General features: G+C 63.2%; 13 protein-coding genes. 1 reads left to right on the top strand and 12 read right to left on the bottom strand.

Translation table 11 applies throughout. The features are described from left to right. Positions 1–14: 14 nt before the first annotated feature. The 3 genes from FV560_RS03210 to FV560_RS03200 form a co-directional block, all read right to left on the bottom strand. A complete protein-coding gene (locus FV560_RS03210) occupies positions 15–236 on the bottom strand; it encodes a hypothetical protein (protein ID WP_159619154.1) in 222 nt (73 codons plus the stop codon). Continuing rightward, positions 236–391 carry a hypothetical protein gene (locus tag FV560_RS03205; RefSeq protein ID WP_159619152.1) on the bottom strand — a complete coding sequence of 52 codons (156 nt, stop codon included), beginning with the start codon at positions 389–391 and terminating at the stop codon, positions 236–238. The genes FV560_RS03210 and FV560_RS03205 overlap by 1 nt, the downstream gene beginning before the upstream one ends. A gap of 145 nt (positions 392–536) precedes the next feature. Continuing rightward, a complete protein-coding gene (locus FV560_RS03200) occupies positions 537–1976 on the bottom strand; it encodes a sulfatase family protein (RefSeq protein ID WP_159619150.1) in 1440 nt (479 codons plus the stop codon). Positions 1977–2052: 76 nt separating this feature from the next. Here FV560_RS03200 and FV560_RS03195 point away from each other — a divergent pair, with 76 nt between their 5' ends. Further along, the gene (locus FV560_RS03195) at positions 2053–2817 is read left to right on the top strand and encodes a GntR family transcriptional regulator (protein WP_159619148.1); all 765 of its coding nucleotides are present in this window, start codon (positions 2053–2055) and stop codon (positions 2815–2817) included. A 26-nt stretch (positions 2818–2843) separates the two neighbouring features. On the opposite strand, the gene FV560_RS03190 is transcribed toward FV560_RS03195, so the two are convergent. The 9 genes from FV560_RS03190 to FV560_RS03150 all read right to left on the bottom strand — a co-directional run bounded on the left by FV560_RS03190 (position 2844) and on the right by FV560_RS03150 (position 16127). Further along, positions 2844–4298: an arylsulfatase gene (locus FV560_RS03190; RefSeq protein WP_159619146.1), complete on the bottom strand. Its 1455-nt coding sequence runs from the start codon at positions 4296–4298 to the stop codon at positions 2844–2846. A gap of 27 nt (positions 4299–4325) precedes the next feature. Continuing rightward, on the bottom strand, positions 4326–5921 hold the full coding sequence (locus FV560_RS03185) for an FAD-dependent oxidoreductase (RefSeq protein ID WP_159619144.1): 1596 nt from the start codon (positions 5919–5921) through the stop codon (positions 4326–4328). Next, a complete protein-coding gene (locus tag FV560_RS03180) occupies positions 5918–6973 on the bottom strand; it encodes a LacI family DNA-binding transcriptional regulator (RefSeq protein WP_159619142.1) in 1056 nt (351 codons plus the stop codon). Before FV560_RS03180 ends, FV560_RS03185 begins: the two co-directional genes overlap by 4 nt. A 331-nt stretch (positions 6974–7304) precedes the next feature. Beyond that, on the bottom strand, positions 7305–9128 hold the full coding sequence (locus FV560_RS03175) for a hypothetical protein (protein WP_159619140.1): 1824 nt from the start codon (positions 9126–9128) through the stop codon (positions 7305–7307). A gap of 287 nt (positions 9129–9415) precedes the next feature. After that, positions 9416–10750 (bottom strand): ABC transporter substrate-binding protein, encoded by a 1335-nt coding sequence (locus FV560_RS03170; protein ID WP_159619128.1) that lies wholly within the window; start codon positions 10748–10750, stop codon positions 9416–9418. Between the two features lie 112 nt (positions 10751–10862). After that, positions 10863–11786, bottom strand: a complete 924-nt coding sequence (locus FV560_RS03165; protein ID WP_159619126.1) for a carbohydrate ABC transporter permease — start codon at positions 11784–11786, stop codon at positions 10863–10865. Then, on the bottom strand, positions 11783–12679 hold the full coding sequence (locus FV560_RS03160; RefSeq protein WP_159619124.1) for a carbohydrate ABC transporter permease: 897 nt from the start codon (positions 12677–12679) through the stop codon (positions 11783–11785). Before FV560_RS03160 ends, FV560_RS03165 begins: the two co-directional genes overlap by 4 nt. A 98-nt stretch (positions 12680–12777) precedes the next feature. Then, on the bottom strand, positions 12778–14256 hold the full coding sequence (locus FV560_RS03155; RefSeq protein ID WP_159619138.1) for an ADP-ribosylglycohydrolase family protein: 1479 nt from the start codon (positions 14254–14256) through the stop codon (positions 12778–12780). 50 nt (positions 14257–14306) lie between these two features. Then, positions 14307–16127, bottom strand: a complete 1821-nt coding sequence (locus FV560_RS03150) for a hypothetical protein (protein ID WP_159619136.1) — start codon at positions 16125–16127, stop codon at positions 14307–14309. Positions 16128–16369 lie beyond the last annotated feature (242 nt).

Below are 16369 nucleotides of genomic sequence, written 5' to 3'. Positions count from 1 at the left end.
TCGCGTGCGTCGGCTCAATGCACTAAATCCGCGAAAGACATGTCGTCAACGGTCAGCGTGGCGTCGAGCACGGCGGTGACGAGTTCCTCGACGATGTCTTCCTGGATAGCTTGCTCAAGGTCGTAAACGTCAGCCTTCGTGATCGGCTCGCCGTGGAGTTCGCGCGCTTTCACTAGCAACGCATCCGCCTCGTCGCCAGAGACGGGCGTCTCGACGTACCCCGGCGCGAACGGCATCAAGCGCGCTGGCGGCGCTCGGCGAGGAACCGCTCAACACGCTCGGAGCGCACATGTCCCGCCGGGACAGTGCGGCGTTCGAGCTTGGCTGACTCCTTGGTTGACCGGATGGCGAACTGCTTCACCGTCTCCTTGGTCACGGCCCGACGTTCCACGGCTCGCACCTCCCTCTGGTCATCGCGGTTGCGCTGCCACTGATTCTACCGCCATGGTCTGCGACAACCTAGTGGTGAGGACCGCCTCGCCGATCGCGGTGAGCGCCGCCTATGCAGACGCAGTCCGGTCGGCACAGCCGAGCGATCAGGTCACGTACGGCGCGTCCCGGTACTGCTCCTGCAGGCGGGCCAACTCACGCTCCAGCTCGGCCCGTGTCTCCGCGTGGGCGGGATCGTCGGCGATGTTGGTGAGCTCGTTCGGGTCCGCGATGAGGTCGTACATCTCCCAGGCCGGCGGGAAGGTTTGCTCGGACGACCCATCCGTGCCGAGTCCGTCGGCGTAGAAGTAGACCAGCTTGTGCGTCTTGGTCCGGACGCCGTAGTGGGCCCAGACGTGGTGGTTCGGGTCGTCGTGCTCCCAGTAGCGGTAGTACATCGACTCCGGCCAGTCCTCGGGCGTCTCCCCCTCCAGGAGGGGCAGGAAGCTGCGGCCCTGACCGGTGGGGAGCGCCTCGCCGTGGTCGATGCCGCATGCCTCGAGGAAGGTGGCCGCGAAGTCGATGTTGGTCACGATCTCGTCCGTCACTGTGCCCGGGGCGATCCGGTCCGGCCACTGGATCAGCAGCGGCATCTGCAAGGACTCCTCGTAGATGAAGCGCTTGTCGTACCAGCCGTGGTCGCCGAGGAAGAAGCCTTGGTCGGAGGTGTAGATGACGATGGTGTTGTCCGCGAGACCACGCTCGTCGAGGTGGTCCAGCACGCGGCCGACGTTGTCGTCCACCGACTGCACGGTCTGTAGGTATTCGCGCAGGTAGCGCTGGTAGAACCACCGGGTGCGCGCCTCGCGGTTCTCCTCGCCGGCGAGTTCCGGGGGCATCTCCTCGCGGATGTCACGGTCGGGAAGATCGTCGCTGATCCGCATGTTCGCGACCGAGGCCGCCTCGCTCCGCGTCGCGTAGTCGTCGAAGAGGGTATCCGGCTCGGCGATGCTGCCGACCGGGTACAGGTCCCGATGCTTGGGGTGCGGCACCCACGGCCGGTGCGGCGCCTTGTGGTGGATCATCAGGCAGAAGGGGTCCGAACCGGACTGCTCGTCCAGCCAGTCCAGGCTCAGGTCAGTGACGATATCGGTGGCGTACCCCGGAACTGTTGTTTCGCCGTCGGGGCTGATCATGACGGGATCGTTGTACTGGCCCTGACCAGGGAACACCTGCCAGGCATCGAAGTCCTCGGAGCGCGGCAGGTGCGGCTCGGTCTCGCCCAGGTGCCATTTCCCGAACAACGCCGTCCGGTAGCCCGACTCGCGCAGCACCTGCGGGAAGTTCGGGACGCGGTAGTCGATGTGGGAGTAGATGCTGGTGACGCCGTTCACGTGCCCGTAGGTGCCGGAGAGGATCGAGGCGCGCGACGGCGAACAGATCGAGTTCGTGCAGAAGCAGGAGTCGAGCCTCGCACCCCCGGCTGCTAGCCGATCCATGTGCGGGGTGTGGTTGACCTTGCTCCCGTAGCAGCCGATCGCATGGGCTGCGTGATCATCGGTGAGGATCAGCACGATGTTGGGGCGAGACTCACGAGACACAGACATACGCTTCAGCGTACTAGATCTCTAGAATCGAGTACTCTAGATAACTCACCGCAACGTCCGGCTCTGGAGGGCAACAATGACGGCGGACACTCGGCCTGCCCACGCGACGATCGCCCAGCAGCTCCGAGACGAGCTCACCGGCTACGCGCCGGGCGACCAGTTTCCGGGGGATCGCGAGCTTGCCGAGCGATTCCAGGTGAGCCCCATGACGGCGCGGCAAGCCGTGGCTGCGTTGGTGACCGAGGGCCGGGTGTACCGGGTGCGCGGCAGTGGCACCTACGTGGCCGAGCAGCCCGTCCACCGGCGGATGAGCCGGTTACTCTCGTTCACCGAGCACATGAGGCGGCAGGGTCGTATCCCCTCGGCCGCCGTGGTGAGCATGTCCGAGCGGGACGGGAGCCGGGAGGAGAACTCGGACCTCGAGCAGCCGGGCGAGAGTTCAGTCATCGCGCTCAGCCGGGTCCTGAATGGTGACGGCGTCCCTTTCGCTGTGGAGGACGCCGTCCTGCCGCTACGGTGCGCGGCCATACGTGACGCCGACCTGACCGGTTCCCTGCACGCGGCACTGGGCGAGTGCGGGCACCGTCCGGTGCGCGCCCGGGGCACCATGACGGCCGAGCCCGCTACACCTCAACACGCCAAGCTCCTCGACGTCGCGATCGGCACGGCCCTGATGGTGCAGCGGCTGCTGCTCGTCGACGAGCAGGACCTCCCGGTGCAACTCGTCGTCGTCCGCTACGTGGGTGAACGGATCGTCTTCGACATCGACCAAGAGCGGCCGGCGCACATGCCTGGTAGCCAGGTGGAACCGCCGTACACCTTCCCGTCCTTGAGTGGATAGCCTGCGCGGTTCATGGCCATCCGCCGTCAGGAGGAGGGGCCTGGTGCGGTGGCGTGTGCAAGGCACGGGGTGACCGGACGCCCGGGGACCAACTGCCCACCGTCGGTGAATCCTTCCTCGCGGCCAGTCAGCTCCTGAATGAGGCGAGCTCGCCAGGTGGTCAGGATGTCGGCCCATGCCGGATCGGAGGCGAGGTCACGGGTCTCGTCCGGATCGCCGTCGAGGTCGAAGAGCTGTTCCCGCCCGGAGCCGGACATCCAGACGTACTTGGTGTGGGCGTCGGTGAGCCATTGCAGGGATTGGCCGAAGATAACGTGCTCGCCGTGCAGGTACTCGCGCACCGGTTCGCTCCCGCCATGGGCGGTGCTTAGCAGGCTGTGGCCCTCCACCTGGTCCGGGATCGGCACCCCGGCGCATTCGAGCAGGGTGGGCATGATGTCGCGCAACTCGACCACCTCGTCGCTGACGTGGCCGGGTTCCATCCCTGGCCCGGCGAGCAGCATCGGGATGCGTGCGGATCCTTGGTAGGGGTAGCCCTTGCGGAACATGTGGTGGTCGCCGAGCATCTCGCCGTGGTCGGAGATGAAGCAGATGTAGGTGTTGTCGGCCACGCCGTGGTGGTCGAGCTCGGCCAGGAGGTAGGAAATCTGCTGGTCGACGTGGGTGATGTGCCCGTAGTAGCCGGCGCGGGCACGGCGCAGCATGGTCTCGTCGATCTGGGCGACGTTCGCGGTTGGGTTCGCCGAGTCTTCGAACTCTGCGTAGTAGTCCTGCCAGTCCCCGATCGGCGGATCAGGCATCGGTGCGTTCAGGTATTGCTGGAAGGCCCAGTCCGGCGGGTCGTACGGCGGGTGCGGGGCGTTGAACGAGGCGAAGAGAAAGAACGGCTTACGCGGGTCACGGCGGCGGAGGAAGTCAGCAGCCTGAGTGGAGACGAAGTTCGTGGGATGGGTGTGCTCCGGCTTGTCCCAGGGCCGAGCGACGTAGGAGTTGGAATCCACGCCATGGTCGAAGTAGGTGCCATCCCGGCCGAGCTGCTGGCGCAACCAAGGCAGATAGTCGTCCACCAGGCCCGGGTCCATGCCCTGCTTGCGGGCGGAGCGCACGATCCCGGTGGGGCTATGCAGGATGACGTTCTGAAAGCCCAGCTGGGTGCGTTCGGGGTAGACGTGCATCTTGCCCACCGCTTGGGTCTGGTATCCGGCGCGGGTGAGTTCACCGGCCAGGGTGACCTCGTAGTTCCATGGCACGAGGTCGCGGTAGCCGACCCTGCCGTGCGAGGCGGCCGACATCCCGGTGTGCAGGGATGCGCGGGCGGGGATGCAGGTGGGCGAGGCGGAGTAGGCATGGGTGAAGCGGGTCCCGCGGGCGGCGAGACGATCCAGGTACGGCGTCTTGACGACGGGGTGCCCGGCCACGCTGAGGCAGTCACCGCGCCATTGGTCCACCATGAGGACCAGGATGTTCGGTTGGTCGGTCATCAGGGGGTTCCCTCCAGTTCGCAGGTATCAGATGGCGACGGCGACGTCTGGCCAGGCGAGTTCGACGCCGTCATCGGTGAGGGCCTGCTGGAAGGACCGCAGCTGGACCTGATCGGCTCGCACCTGGTGCGGGGTGGTGCCCTCGGTGATGCACCGGGCGGCGAGCAGGCCGGCGGCCTCGCCGATGTTCCATTCCACCGGGTGCAGTCGGTAGCAGCCGTTGGTGATGTGGGTGGTACCGAGGTTCTTCGCTGCGGGGAGCAGGTTGCGGACCCGGACCGGCAGCAGTGCGCCGAGCGGGATCTGGAACGGCAACGATCCGACGTCGATGTAGTTGTCCCCACCGGTAGAGGGGTGCAGATCGATCCGGTAGCACCCGACGCCTACAGAGTCGTCGAACTGCTTCGCCTTGTTCTCCGGCCGGGCACTCGCGGCGACGTCCTGCTCGACGATCGTGTACTCGGCCGCGATGCGGCGAGACTCACGGATGTAGGGGTACTTCGCCAGACCGTGCTCGGTACCGAAAACGTCCCCGCGCAACCGCAGACCCGGCAACCCCTTCCCACCATCAGGAGTAGGCATCTCGGTCTGCATCCAGTACAGGAAGCACAAACTCATCTGCTTCGCGCCCTCGAAGTGCTCGGCGAGGTTGCCGCCGGCGTCGAACAATGGGCCGCTGACATAGTCGACCATCGGCCAGTTCACCAGCACAATGTCGCTCGGGACGGCACCGGGGGCGAAGTTGGCACGGGCGAGGATGCGGCGGTAGCGCCACAGGTCGATGGAACCGCTCGCGGGCGGTTCGCCGGGCTGTTCGTCATGGTGGGGCAGCAGCACCCGGGTGATCGGTTCAAGCGTGCGCGGATGCGGTGCCGTCAGCTCCAGCATCGGACCCGGCCAGTACGGCGGCTGGAATGCGCGCCAGGCGTCGTAGTCGGCCGGTTTGTCGATCGTGTGATCCTCGCCTTCGATGTAGTCGAAGGCGAAGCACCAGGTGACCGACTGCATGTTCTCCGGCTGCCGCTCGGCCGGGGCACTGGGTTCGCCCGTATCGGCCCGGGACTCGAAGCCGGTGACGTACTCGGTCCCAGTGAGCGGGAGGAGCTCGCCGGTCTCCGTGGCATCCAAGATGTAGTCGGCGCTGATGGTGACGTGGCCGCCGTCGGAGTTCTCGACCGTGACGCTGGTGACAGTGTCGCCGTCGGTGGCGGCGGCGATGGGTCGGTGCCGGAGCCGCAGATCGATCCGGCCTGCGGCCTGGTGCGGGGAGAGCATCGCCTCAAGCACGGCCACCGCCACCCCGGGTTCGGCGCACAAGCGGCTGACCAGCCCGCTGCCAGGGTTCAGATACCTATCGGCGCGGGCGGCGGCGGTGAGCGGGTAGTGGTCGCGGTAGTAGTTGCGCACGCCGTCGCGGAACGCGCGATAGCTGGCGGTGCACCCGAACTGTTCGATCCAGCGGTGCTCATCGACCGGCACGCCCTGGGAAGTGACCTGACCACCCACCCAATCGGTCTCCTCAGTCAGGATCACGGTGCGACCGTGCCGGGCTGCGGCCAGAGCCGCTGCGACACCGCCCAGCCCTGCGCCGATGACGGCGATGTCTGCGTGGATCTGGTTCATGCGGTTACTCCTTTGGCTGGGGCCATCGTGGTCTCCTCTGGTGGCGCGCAGGGAAGGAGGAGGTGTTCGTCTCGGGTCGCGTGCGGGTTCTCGAGAACCTCCACAAGCATCCGCGTGGCGACCCGCCCGATCTCGTTCCGGGGTATACCCATCCCGCTCCATCGCAGATCGGGCTGTGGGCCGGTCTTGGTGCCGCGCAACACGGCAACGGAAAGGTCGTCGGGGATAGTGAGGTCGCGCGATCTGGCAAGCTCAGCGAGCCGCGTGGCGTAGTCCTCGTTAGCGGTGACGAACGCCGTCACGCCGTCTGCGCGGGCGTGGTCGAACCAGTCCAGACTCATCTGCTCCACGTCCAGCAGATCAGCCACGGCAGGCACACCCGCCGCGCTGCAACCATCGCGGTACCCGTCCTCACGATCAGCCAGCGCCTCCGTGCGCCGGTCCGGGCTCAGATACCCGATGCGCTCGTGACCGAGATCGGTGAGCCGATCGACGATTGCGGCCGTCCCGACCCGGTAGTCGGCGCCCACCCAACGGAACTCCGCCCCCGGCACCTCGCGACGGCCGATGTGCACGAACGGGTACCCCTCGCCGGCAAGGCGGACGATGTCGGTGGTGTCCTGCGCGAAACCGAGGAGAACGCTGCCGTCGGCCACATTGAGCCGATTGGCGCCGTCGCGGTAGATCCGACGTCGGCCGGTGGCATCCTCGGTGGAGGTGAACAGCACCATGTCGTATCCCTCGACCACCGCTTGCTTCTCGATACCGAGCAGGAACTCGTGAAAGAAGTTCTCCTCATCGAGCGGGAAGACCGGCTCAAAGGTGTGCACACCGAGCAGACGATTGCGCTTGCCGCGCAAACTGCGAGCAGCCGGGTTCGCGACATAGCCGAGCTCGGCCGCAGCCTCCCGGACCCGCTGCTCAGTGGCTTCTGGGATCCGATGCGCCCTGGCCCGGCCATTCAGGACGGCGGACACCGAGCCCTGAGTGACCCCCGCCAGGCGTGCGACATCTCCTTGGGTGGGCGCATGCGGTCGGCGCTTGATCGACACCAGTCAACTCCTTGCTATTTCGTAATAGCGCCACAGTAGCAGCACCGCACGCGCGCAGCCACGCCCACCCACCTTGCGTTCTCCGACGGAACAGAATGTGCAGACCACGGCCATCTAGCCGACGGCGCAAACGCGGCACTCTGCCGAGAGCCGTCCACCCGGAGGAGGTCGACTGCCTCGTTGACCGCTGAATGAGCCAGCGACCTCCTCCGGAGGGTAGACCGGAAGGCTCGTCCTTGCCCTACAGTCGCGTCTGTTGCTGAGACTCCACCGAGGCCAACATCAGCGATCTGCATACTTCTCGGGCGAACGTCATCTCGCACCGCCCAGACTAGCGAACAATAAGTTCGAGCTGGAGGCGCGACATCGAGTACGCGGGAAGCTGGCACGTCGCCGTGGGGACGCCGCCTGCCGATCGCCCCTTGCTCGCGGTCGTGCGCGTCAGGTTCATCTCTGTCGGATGTATCGCCGCAAGACCCCATTCCGGACTTGCTGTCAGGGTCTCGACCCCGACCCTCTTGCAAATCGCACGGATTCCAGGAATGTCGATCTCCACCGTGGCTTCCGATTCGCCAGCCGATCTGTTCACCGCAAACAGTTCCACGATCGGGTTCTTGCCCGATTCGTCGATGGCCGCGAAGACCGAGACTAGTTCATTGAGAGCGCCAGGATTCACAACCAGGGCATCCAGTCCCACTGCCTTGCTCATGAGCGCATTCATACGCATCTGTGGCGTGAGGAAGTACTCCTCCGAGAACCAGTTCTCGTCAGGGATGTCGCCTTCGTCTGTAGTCAATGGCAGATGATACTCACCATCTGGGCCTATCCAGTGGAGGTTCCTCTTTCCTGAGGCGGAAACCGCGGGATCGAGAACCGTGTCGTACACGAGGCCGCCAAAGAAGAATGACTCGAAATCATGCTTCACGTTGACCGGGGATGGTGTCTCGAAGATCAGCTGGCCGAAACCGTGCGACCAGACAAGACCATGGGCGAAAGTCGGCGTGACGTCGACCCCAGTCCAGTGAGGTAGACGGTAGACAGACGTCTCCGTCACCGCAACGCCGACGTGCGGATATCCGGCGTCGATATTGTTCTGAACTGTGTGTCCGACATGGGTCGTCAGGTTCATGTCCGTCGTCACGAAGTCGGAGAGCGGCTCGTCCGGGGTGTCTGGTCGATTCTCCTTGCTGAACGGGTAGTGCGAGGTGGTGAAATCGACCAGATCGATCCCACCCAGCGATTCGATCTCGTTCAAGAGCGGGACGTCCCAAGGGTTTCCCTGCCAGTTCCTAGCTCCGGTGATCAGAATCTTTGCATCCGGAACTTGCTCCTTCACCACGCGGGCAAAAGTGACAACGACTTGAGCGTAGTACGAGATCTCTTGATCACTATTTCCAGGCGAGAGCGCATCGCGTCCGACATCATATCGGGAAAACTCTTCGTTTCCGATCTCCCAGTATCGGATGCTTCGCCCAGCGGCCACGAGCGCTTCTACGTGCGCCGCCAAAGCGTCGGCCGCCTCCTGGATCCGCGGGCGGTCATAGTACTCGTTCACAGTTGTTCCGTCGGACCGGATCACCCACCTGGTTGGGACAATGGCCCAGGTTCTGTCTTCGGCGAGATCGCGGTAGAACGCGGTGTTGAGTTGATAGATTGGTTCGACGTCATTCTCTTCACAGACGTCGAGGAAGTCATCCAACTTGACGTAGTACTTGTGCGACCAGCGATCGGGCTGATAGATCCTTCCAGCTGTCTCCGATGGGTTGAGCTGGTTGAGGTCGCGCGTCAACTCCGCTGTGAATGACTCGCCATCGTGGAGGTACAGGAGGGCCGCCTTCCCGCCGGGGAACCGGAGGGATCGAACACCTGACTCCTGAAGCGCCGCAGCGAAATCAGGCCTCTTTGACCTTGGATCGTCGCTCGGAAGGGTGCCATGGAACAGACCGGTGAAGTGAAACGGTGCGTTGTAGGAGAAATCCGCCGCGGTGATCTTCTTCCCAGTGGCGCGTCCTACCCGGAAGGTTGCTACGGCCTGAGCCTCAGCTGTCTCCGCTGCGGCGCTCGTAGCTCCCAAGAGTGGTGCGGCGGCAGCGGCTGCGGCGCCACCGGCACCCAATCGTAGTGCCGTCCTGCGATTCATTTCATTCTCAATCATGAGTCCTCCTTTGGACCATCATTCTGCGAGTCGTCGTGCGCGTGAGCATCGCTTGCCTGGTTGAACTTCCTCTGCGATCCAGGAACCCGACGGCCGGATTTCAGCATCGCTTCAATCGCCATCGGCGTCGCGATGAATCTATCCTCCTCCTGTTGCGTCGTCGTTCATGTTCGCAGAGCAGTAGATGCACGCGGACGGGCCGCCTACGCGATGCCTCACTCATTGCGATTACGTAATAGCATTTGCCCCCGTTCTAGTTGCTGGGCTCGATTCGAGTGTGGGGTGGTTTAGGTGGTGTAGGTGTCGGGGTTGATGGTTCCGTCCTCGACGCCTTGGTCGTAGGTTTCTTGGTATTGGTCGGCGAGGTTTTGTAGTTCGGTTTCGATGTTGTCGGTGCCCAGGATGAGTCGGCGGAGGAGGTCGCCGATGAGTTCACCGCGTAGTTCCATGTCTTGGTGGGGGCTGGGTGCCCATGCGGTGTCTTCTTCGGTGGTGAGGTATCCGGCGAATTGGGGGGCTTGTCCTTCGGCGACTTCGTCGGCGGTGATGTCGGTTCGTGCGGGGAACGCGAGTCCTTGTTGGCCGATCGTGAGCCAGAGGTCGCGGCCGATGTATTCGTTGAACGCGGCTGCGGCGGTCTCCATGTCTTCGGTGGCTGCGTTGAGGCAGGTGACGCCGGCGACGTTGGAGATCTGCCGCACGGGGGTCTCGCCGTCGTTGTAGGGGGCGGCGGCGACTGCCCAGTTCTGGTCGGTGGCGAACTGGTCGTTGATGACGCTCAGGTCCCATGAGGCGGAGATGAACATGCCGATCTCGCCGTTGGCGAAGGCCTGACGCATCGGGTCGTTCTCCAACGTGCTGGCACCGGGGTAGGCCCACTCCTGGGTCACCATCTCGCGCATCAGCTCCACCAGGGGGCCGTAGTTCAGCATCTCGAACCGGCCGGTGCTGTGATCCCACTGCCCGTTCTGGCTCACGTTGGGGTGAGTGCGGGCGATCATCGGATCCATCATCCACTGGTTGAAGCCGCCCCATTTCATCGGCAGACCGAACCCGTAGACACCTTCCAGCTGCGCGATCGCCTCACACGCAGCACGCACCTCGCTGAACGTGGCCGGCGGCGCCTCGGGGTCCAGCCCAGCGGCTTCGAAGACGTCCTTGTTGTAGGCCATCCGGATCGCATTCGCCGTGGTCGGCACCCCGTAAGGGACGCCATCGATCATGAACCGTTCATTCGAGGGCATCTTCGCGGCGTAAGCCGCCTTGTTCTCCTCGGACAAGACCTCATCCAGCGGTGCAGCGAAGCCACCGTTGAAGATGGCCGGGTTCGCCCCTTCCCACATGTCCGGCCCATCGCCTGAGCGCAGGGCGAGGGTGACCGTGTCCTGCATCTGATCACTGGGATGAGCGGTCACCTCCACCGAGGCGCCATCGTCGGAGGCCCATCCGGCGAAGTGATCCTCGATCACCCCATTGCGAGGTCCGTTCGGGACCCAGAACGCCACCGTGGCACCACCGCCCTCGTTCGGGTCAGCGCTCGATGAGTTGCAAGCAGCCAGCGAGACTGCCCCAGCAGCGGCCAAGGTTGTCGTCAAAAACGTGCGCCGGTTCAGTGTCGTCATGATCTATTCCACTCTCCTATGAGTCGGGGTTTGCCTTGGTTGTCGAGGTTGGAGGACTTGTCCCGCCCTCCGGATTGCGAACTGTTTGGCGTGTCAGCCCTTCACGTTGGTGTTAGCCCTTCACACTTCCTTCGGTGAGGCCACGCAGGAAGTAGCGTTGCAAGAACGCGAACAAGATCACGATCGGAACGATGATCAACATGGCACCAGCCAAGATCAGGTCATAAGCCTGACTACCGTCTTCAGTGGCCCGAAGGGCATACACCCCGACCACCAGCGTTCGCATCTCCGGGTCGTTGAGAGTGAACACATACGGCAGCTGGAAAGCGTTCCACGACGCCTGGAACGCCAGGATGGTTGTGGTGGTCAGGATCGGGCGCATCAGCGGGAATGCGATCATCCAATACGCCCGCCAGATACCGCACCCATCAACCCGTGCCGCATCCTCCAACTCGGCCGGCAGCGTGGTCACGAACGCGCGGATCAAGAACGTGTGGATGACGGTCATGCCGGAGAACTCCAGCAAAACCACACCCACGAGGTTATCGATCCCCAACTGCTGCGCGATGACCAGCCGCGGATACAACGTTGCCGTTCCCATCCCGAGGAACAGGCTGCCACCCATCACCATCGCGATGGTGTTCCCGAACGGGACCAACTTGCGAGCCAACACGAACCCGAGCATCGAGGAGAACAGCAGATCGAGCGTGATCACCCCGATCACCACGAAAAGAGAGTTCTGGAAATACTGGTCGAACCCGCCCAGCTCCCACGCGATGCGGTAGTTCTCCAGCGTCCACTCCCGCGGCAACAACCGCGCCCCATCAACGAGGATGTCCTCAACCGGCTTGAACGAAGCAAAGAACGCATACAGCAACGGCATCACAGTCAACGCCGCCATCACACCCAGCACCACGTAAATGGCCACATGCCCCACCCGGCGCCGTGCCCGCGCCTCTCGCAGCACCCGCGCCTGCCCCGCGCGCACCACCCGCGCCTGGTCCGCTCCCGCCACCTGCTCCTGCGTCGCGGTCATCGCGAGCCCCCATCCTTGGACCGGCTCAGATACAGGTAAATCACCGACAAGATCGCCACGATGATCGCCGCATACACCGCCAACGCGGAGGCATACCCATACTGCGCACCATGATCGAGCCCGAAGTAGTACCCGAACAAATACGTGAACATCACCTCGGTCTGCCCCGCCGGGGCACCATCAGTGAGCGTCTTCACCAGATCGAACGAACGCATCGAGAAAATGATGCTCAACATGACCACGATCCGCAGGATCGGAGACAACAACGGCACCGTGATCCTGGAGAACATCTTCCACGACCCAGCACCGTCGATCCGTGCAGCCTCATAAATATCCCGCGAGATCGTCTGCATCCCCACCAGGAACAAGATCGTGTTCACACCGAAACTTGCCCACACACCCACCAAGATCAAACTCAACAACGCCGTCGGCCGCGAACCCAGCCAGTCCATATCCGCCGCGACGATCCCGATCGGGCTCAACAACCCGTTGATCACACCATCGACCGGACGCAGCAGGAAGTAGAACACCACACCCATCACCGCAATCGAGATCACATGCGGCACAAAATAGACCGTCCGGAAAAACCCGCCCAACTTCAACGCCCGATTCAACAAAACCGCTAAAAACAAACTCAACGGGATCTCGATCGCCATCCCACCAAACGCGAGAATAAACGTGTTACGAACCGAGTTCCACCACGCCGAATCACCCCACGCAGACTCATAATTCGACAGACCCACCCACACCGGATCCACCACACCATTAAACCGGGTGAAACTCAAATACACCGCATACAACAACGGCAACAAAACAAACGCCGCAAACAACAACACCGACGGAGCCGCAAACAACAACGCATGACCACGCTCACGCCGCTTCCACAACGACACCGAACGCCCACGCGAACCACCAACACCCCCAGAACCCGAACCCCCAGAACCCGAGACACCGCCACCCACCCGAGACTCAACCACCGACGACCCCACCATCACCAACCCCCACGCAACACACCAGGAATCCACTCATGTGTCTGGGCGTCCGCCACGGCGACGATCCACTCGGCCGATCTCGACCTGCCAGGTCGTTGCACCACGACCGTCAACCGATGGCCGCCACTCGACAGGTCGACGTCCGCGTACGTGTTGATCCTCGGCATATGGGGCGCCGGGAACATGGGGCCACCGTCGCGACCGAAGAGCCATTCGCCATCGAGCCACACCCGGCACGGCGTGTCGGCCGCGACCATGATCCGCACGCGTCCCGCACTCTCGGGCTCGATCCACACGGGATATGCGAGCATCAGCAGATCGTCGTCAAACTCGTGGTCAGCCATCTGGACCCAGGTCCCCGAGAGTCGACGTTGATGCGGCTCGACTGGCCAGGCAGGTTCACCCTCCCCAGCGGGCGGGAGGAACCAGTGGTCGAGATTGCGGTGCTCGTCTGTCAGGCTGAAGAAGGCCGCGCTCACCACGAGCCCAGTAGTCTGCGAAGCTGGCCTAACTACCCGATCCGCTGACGGATCTTGGCGTTCCAGCCTCTCACGCAACCGGAGTACCAGGTCCGTGAAGTCCTCGATGGAAGTTGGCGCAGCAACGTCTACGATAGCGTCGTTGAGTATGAGATCTGAGCCGATCGGATCGCGCCAGCGAGTCGGGATACGTTCGGGCCAGAGAATTCCGAGCGTAGCGCCTACGCTTGCAGTGCTGCTGTCGGTGTCCTTTCCACAGTTGTTCGTGACGAGGATCGATCTCTCAAAGTCTCCGTCGCCGATGAGTAGGCCGAGAACCACGAATCCGGTATTCATCCGGACATCCGTGAAGTCGCCGGCGCCAAAGTCGACGATGATGCGATCGCGAACCTCGTCCCAGGGGTGCCCCTCCTTGACCCAGCGACGAGTCGCCTCGACGACACGTCGCACGTCCGACGAACCGGGCAGGACGCCTAGCCCTGCGTCAAGGGCGGCGTCGATGTCCGAACAGGTGAAGGCAGCCGCCTGCATGGCGGCAAGAAACTGGGGCGCCCAGATCCCTTCTCCTGCGTGATCCACGCACGCATCCTCATAGGCGAATGCCGCAGCCAGCGCGGGATCACCCGGCGCCAGACAGGCCCATAGCTCGCTCCGAATCGCCGCGCCCTCACCAGTAGTGAACCAGTTGTCATGGGCTCCGCTCTCCGGAGGCCGCAGCCCCTCCCGCAGATTGCGCTTCGCGACTCCGTACTCGTTGAAAGGGAACCGCACGTGCCGAAGCCATGCATCGGCGAGCAACTCACGGTCGACCGAGGGGGTCGCCATCCCATCCAACATGCAGGCCCAGACAACCTGCAGATCGAGGTCGTCGTTCGGCACCATGCCCAGTGGAACCGGGTCATAGAAGGTCGCATCCAGCGGCCCATCCATGCCTTCGAAACTCTGGCCGAGAGTGCCGCCGATGGCCTTGCCCAGCCAGCATCCCATCACGCGGCTCACCTCGTCAGCCGACCGACGCTCTCGACTGGCGACTCGTTCAAACGCAGCGCTCATGCGCGACGACGCCCTAAGCGGACTGCAATCCGAGTGAACGAATAGCCTGGAACTGTCAGGTCAAAGCTCGACACGGACCCCCGGGCCCGAGAGAGCCGGGCAGAGCCTGACTCCTCGCTGTACTCCCCGGAGAGCGCTCCGGCCAACCCCCATTGACCCCCCGCGCTGACCGACTGAGTCTCGAGCGAATCCGAGAGCAACACAAACCCAGATTCCGGAAATGTGACGCTGACATCCTGTGCGGCGGACGACCGATTGACAACGAATGCCATCAGCGTTTCCTGCGAGCCCTGGGCAGGAACCAGGGCTGCGAACATCGAGACGTCCTGTCCGAGACTTCCCGGTGTCACTGCAACAATTCGTCCTCCAAGGGCCCCGCTGAACAGACCACACATCTTCATCTGGGGCGATGTGTAGTATTCATCCCTGAACCAATGATCTTCCGGTATCTCCTCTGGATCGGTGACTAGCGGGTCACTGTACTCACCGTCTGGACCAATCCAGCGGAAGTTTCGCTTACCTCGCTGCGCTGGCGCAGGGTCGATCACGACGTTGTACATGACGCCACCAAAGAATGGCGACTCCAAGTCGTGCTTTGCGTTCACGAACGACTCAGTCTCGAACATGAGCTGTCCGAAATTGTGGGCCCACACCAAACCATGGGCAAACGTCGCGGTCACATCCCGACCATTCCAGTGGGGCAATCGATACGCAGATGTTTCGGTGATCTGCACACCGATGTGCGGGAACCCATTCTCGTCCAAATCGGCACGAGCATTTTGCATGTTCGTGACAATCCCCATATCGGTCGATACGAAGTCCTCGAGAGGCTGGTCGGACGTATCCGGACGATTCTCCCGGCTGAACGGGTAGTGTGATGTGGTGTGATCGACCACGTCTAATCCATCGAGTGCATCGATCGCCTCAAGGAGCGGTACATTCCAAGGGTTACCCCGCCAGTTTCTAGTCCCACCGATCAAGATGGTTGATTCAGGAACACGAGCGCGAATGACTCTTCCGAGCTCAACCACCACACGTGCATAGTTCTCGATCTCGCCGTCGTCGTTGCCCTCGTTCAGGAAATCTCGGCCAGTGTCGTACTGAGCGAACTCCTCGTTGCCAATCTCCCAGTACCGAAGGTTGAATCCCTGACTGAGCAGGTCGCCGATGTGCGTATCCAGGGCGTCCGCCGCTTCAGCGATGCGAAGCCTGTCGAAGTACTCGGTCACAACGCTGCCATCGCGTCGAACCACCCACCGATTTGGCACCATTGCCCACGTCCGCTGTTCCGACGCATCGTAGTAGAAGGCCGTGTTGACCTGGTAGATGGGCTCAAATCCGAACTCCTCGCAGAACTCGAGGAAGTCCTCCACGCGCACGTAGTAGTTGTGGCTCCAGCGGTCTGGCTGGTAGTGCTTGTTTGCCGCCTCTTCTGGGTGGAGGTCCGCGAGATCGCGCACCAAAGCTTCGGTGTGCGCCTCGCCCTGGGGAATGTAGAGCAGCGCAGGCGTTCCGCCGGGGAACCGAAGAGACTGCACACCAGCCTGCTGCAGAGCCTCGGCGAACTGAGTCCGCTTGGAGCGCGGATCGGACGCCGGCAGGGTCCCGTGATAGAGCCCAGTGAACTGGAACGGTGCGTTGAAGGCGAAGTCGGTCGGAGCAAGCACCTTCCCGGTCGCCTCACCAAGGGTGAAGGCGGTCGGATCCGATGCGCCATACGCGGCGGGCGCACCCAGGAGCGTGCCCGCCGTACCCGCTGCTGCGCCCGCTGCGCCGAGCTGCAGCACGGTGCGACGCTTCAGGTTGTCTGCCGTCATGAGAGATCTACCTCCATTGGTCGATGCGGTCGCGGGGCGCCATCTGTCTCGTGGTTCGGTCGTGAAGCGCCAGATCGCGAAAAACGTTTTTTGACCGTAGCCGTGCTGCTGCGACCCTGTCAAGGGCCAAGTCCTGCCTTCGGGCGACACCAGAATGCGGCGGACCCAGAGACGAACCGAGGCAGGTTGCGGAAGGCCAAAGCGTCGAAGACTGGCGCGGGACTGGCGCGTTGCTCGCGTCT

The sequence above is a fragment of the Ruania rhizosphaerae genome, from assembly GCF_009805705.1.
Taxonomy (GTDB): Bacteria; Actinomycetota; Actinomycetes; order Actinomycetales; family Beutenbergiaceae; genus Ruania; species Ruania rhizosphaerae.
The sequence above is the reverse complement of the archived record's forward strand: the minus strand, read 5'-3'. Positions and strand labels throughout refer to the sequence as shown.

What these genes read in the sequence shown, in the direction of transcription:
- FV560_RS03210 (WP_159619154.1), bottom strand. Translation starts at nt 236, where the DNA reads ATGCCGTTCGCGCCGGGGTACGTCGAGACGCCCGTCTCTGGCGACGAG.
- FV560_RS03200 (WP_159619150.1), bottom strand. Translation starts at nt 1,976, where the DNA reads ATGTCTGTGTCTCGTGAGTCTCGCCCCAACATCGTGCTGATCCTCACC.
- FV560_RS03195 (WP_159619148.1), top strand. Translation starts at nt 2,053, where the DNA reads ATGACGGCGGACACTCGGCCTGCCCACGCGACGATCGCCCAGCAGCTC.
- FV560_RS03190 (WP_159619146.1), bottom strand. Translation starts at nt 4,298, where the DNA reads ATGACCGACCAACCGAACATCCTGGTCCTCATGGTGGACCAATGGCGC.
- FV560_RS03185 (WP_159619144.1), bottom strand. Translation starts at nt 5,921, where the DNA reads ATGAACCAGATCCACGCAGACATCGCCGTCATCGGCGCAGGGCTGGGC.
- FV560_RS03175 (WP_159619140.1), bottom strand. Translation starts at nt 9,128, where the DNA reads ATGATTGAGAATGAAATGAATCGCAGGACGGCACTACGATTGGGTGCC.
- FV560_RS03170 (WP_159619128.1), bottom strand. Translation starts at nt 10,750, where the DNA reads ATGACGACACTGAACCGGCGCACGTTTTTGACGACAACCTTGGCCGCT.
- FV560_RS03165 (WP_159619126.1), bottom strand. Translation starts at nt 11,786, where the DNA reads ATGACCGCGACGCAGGAGCAGGTGGCGGGAGCGGACCAGGCGCGGGTG.
- FV560_RS03150 (WP_159619136.1), bottom strand. Translation starts at nt 16,127, where the DNA reads ATGACGGCAGACAACCTGAAGCGTCGCACCGTGCTGCAGCTCGGCGCA.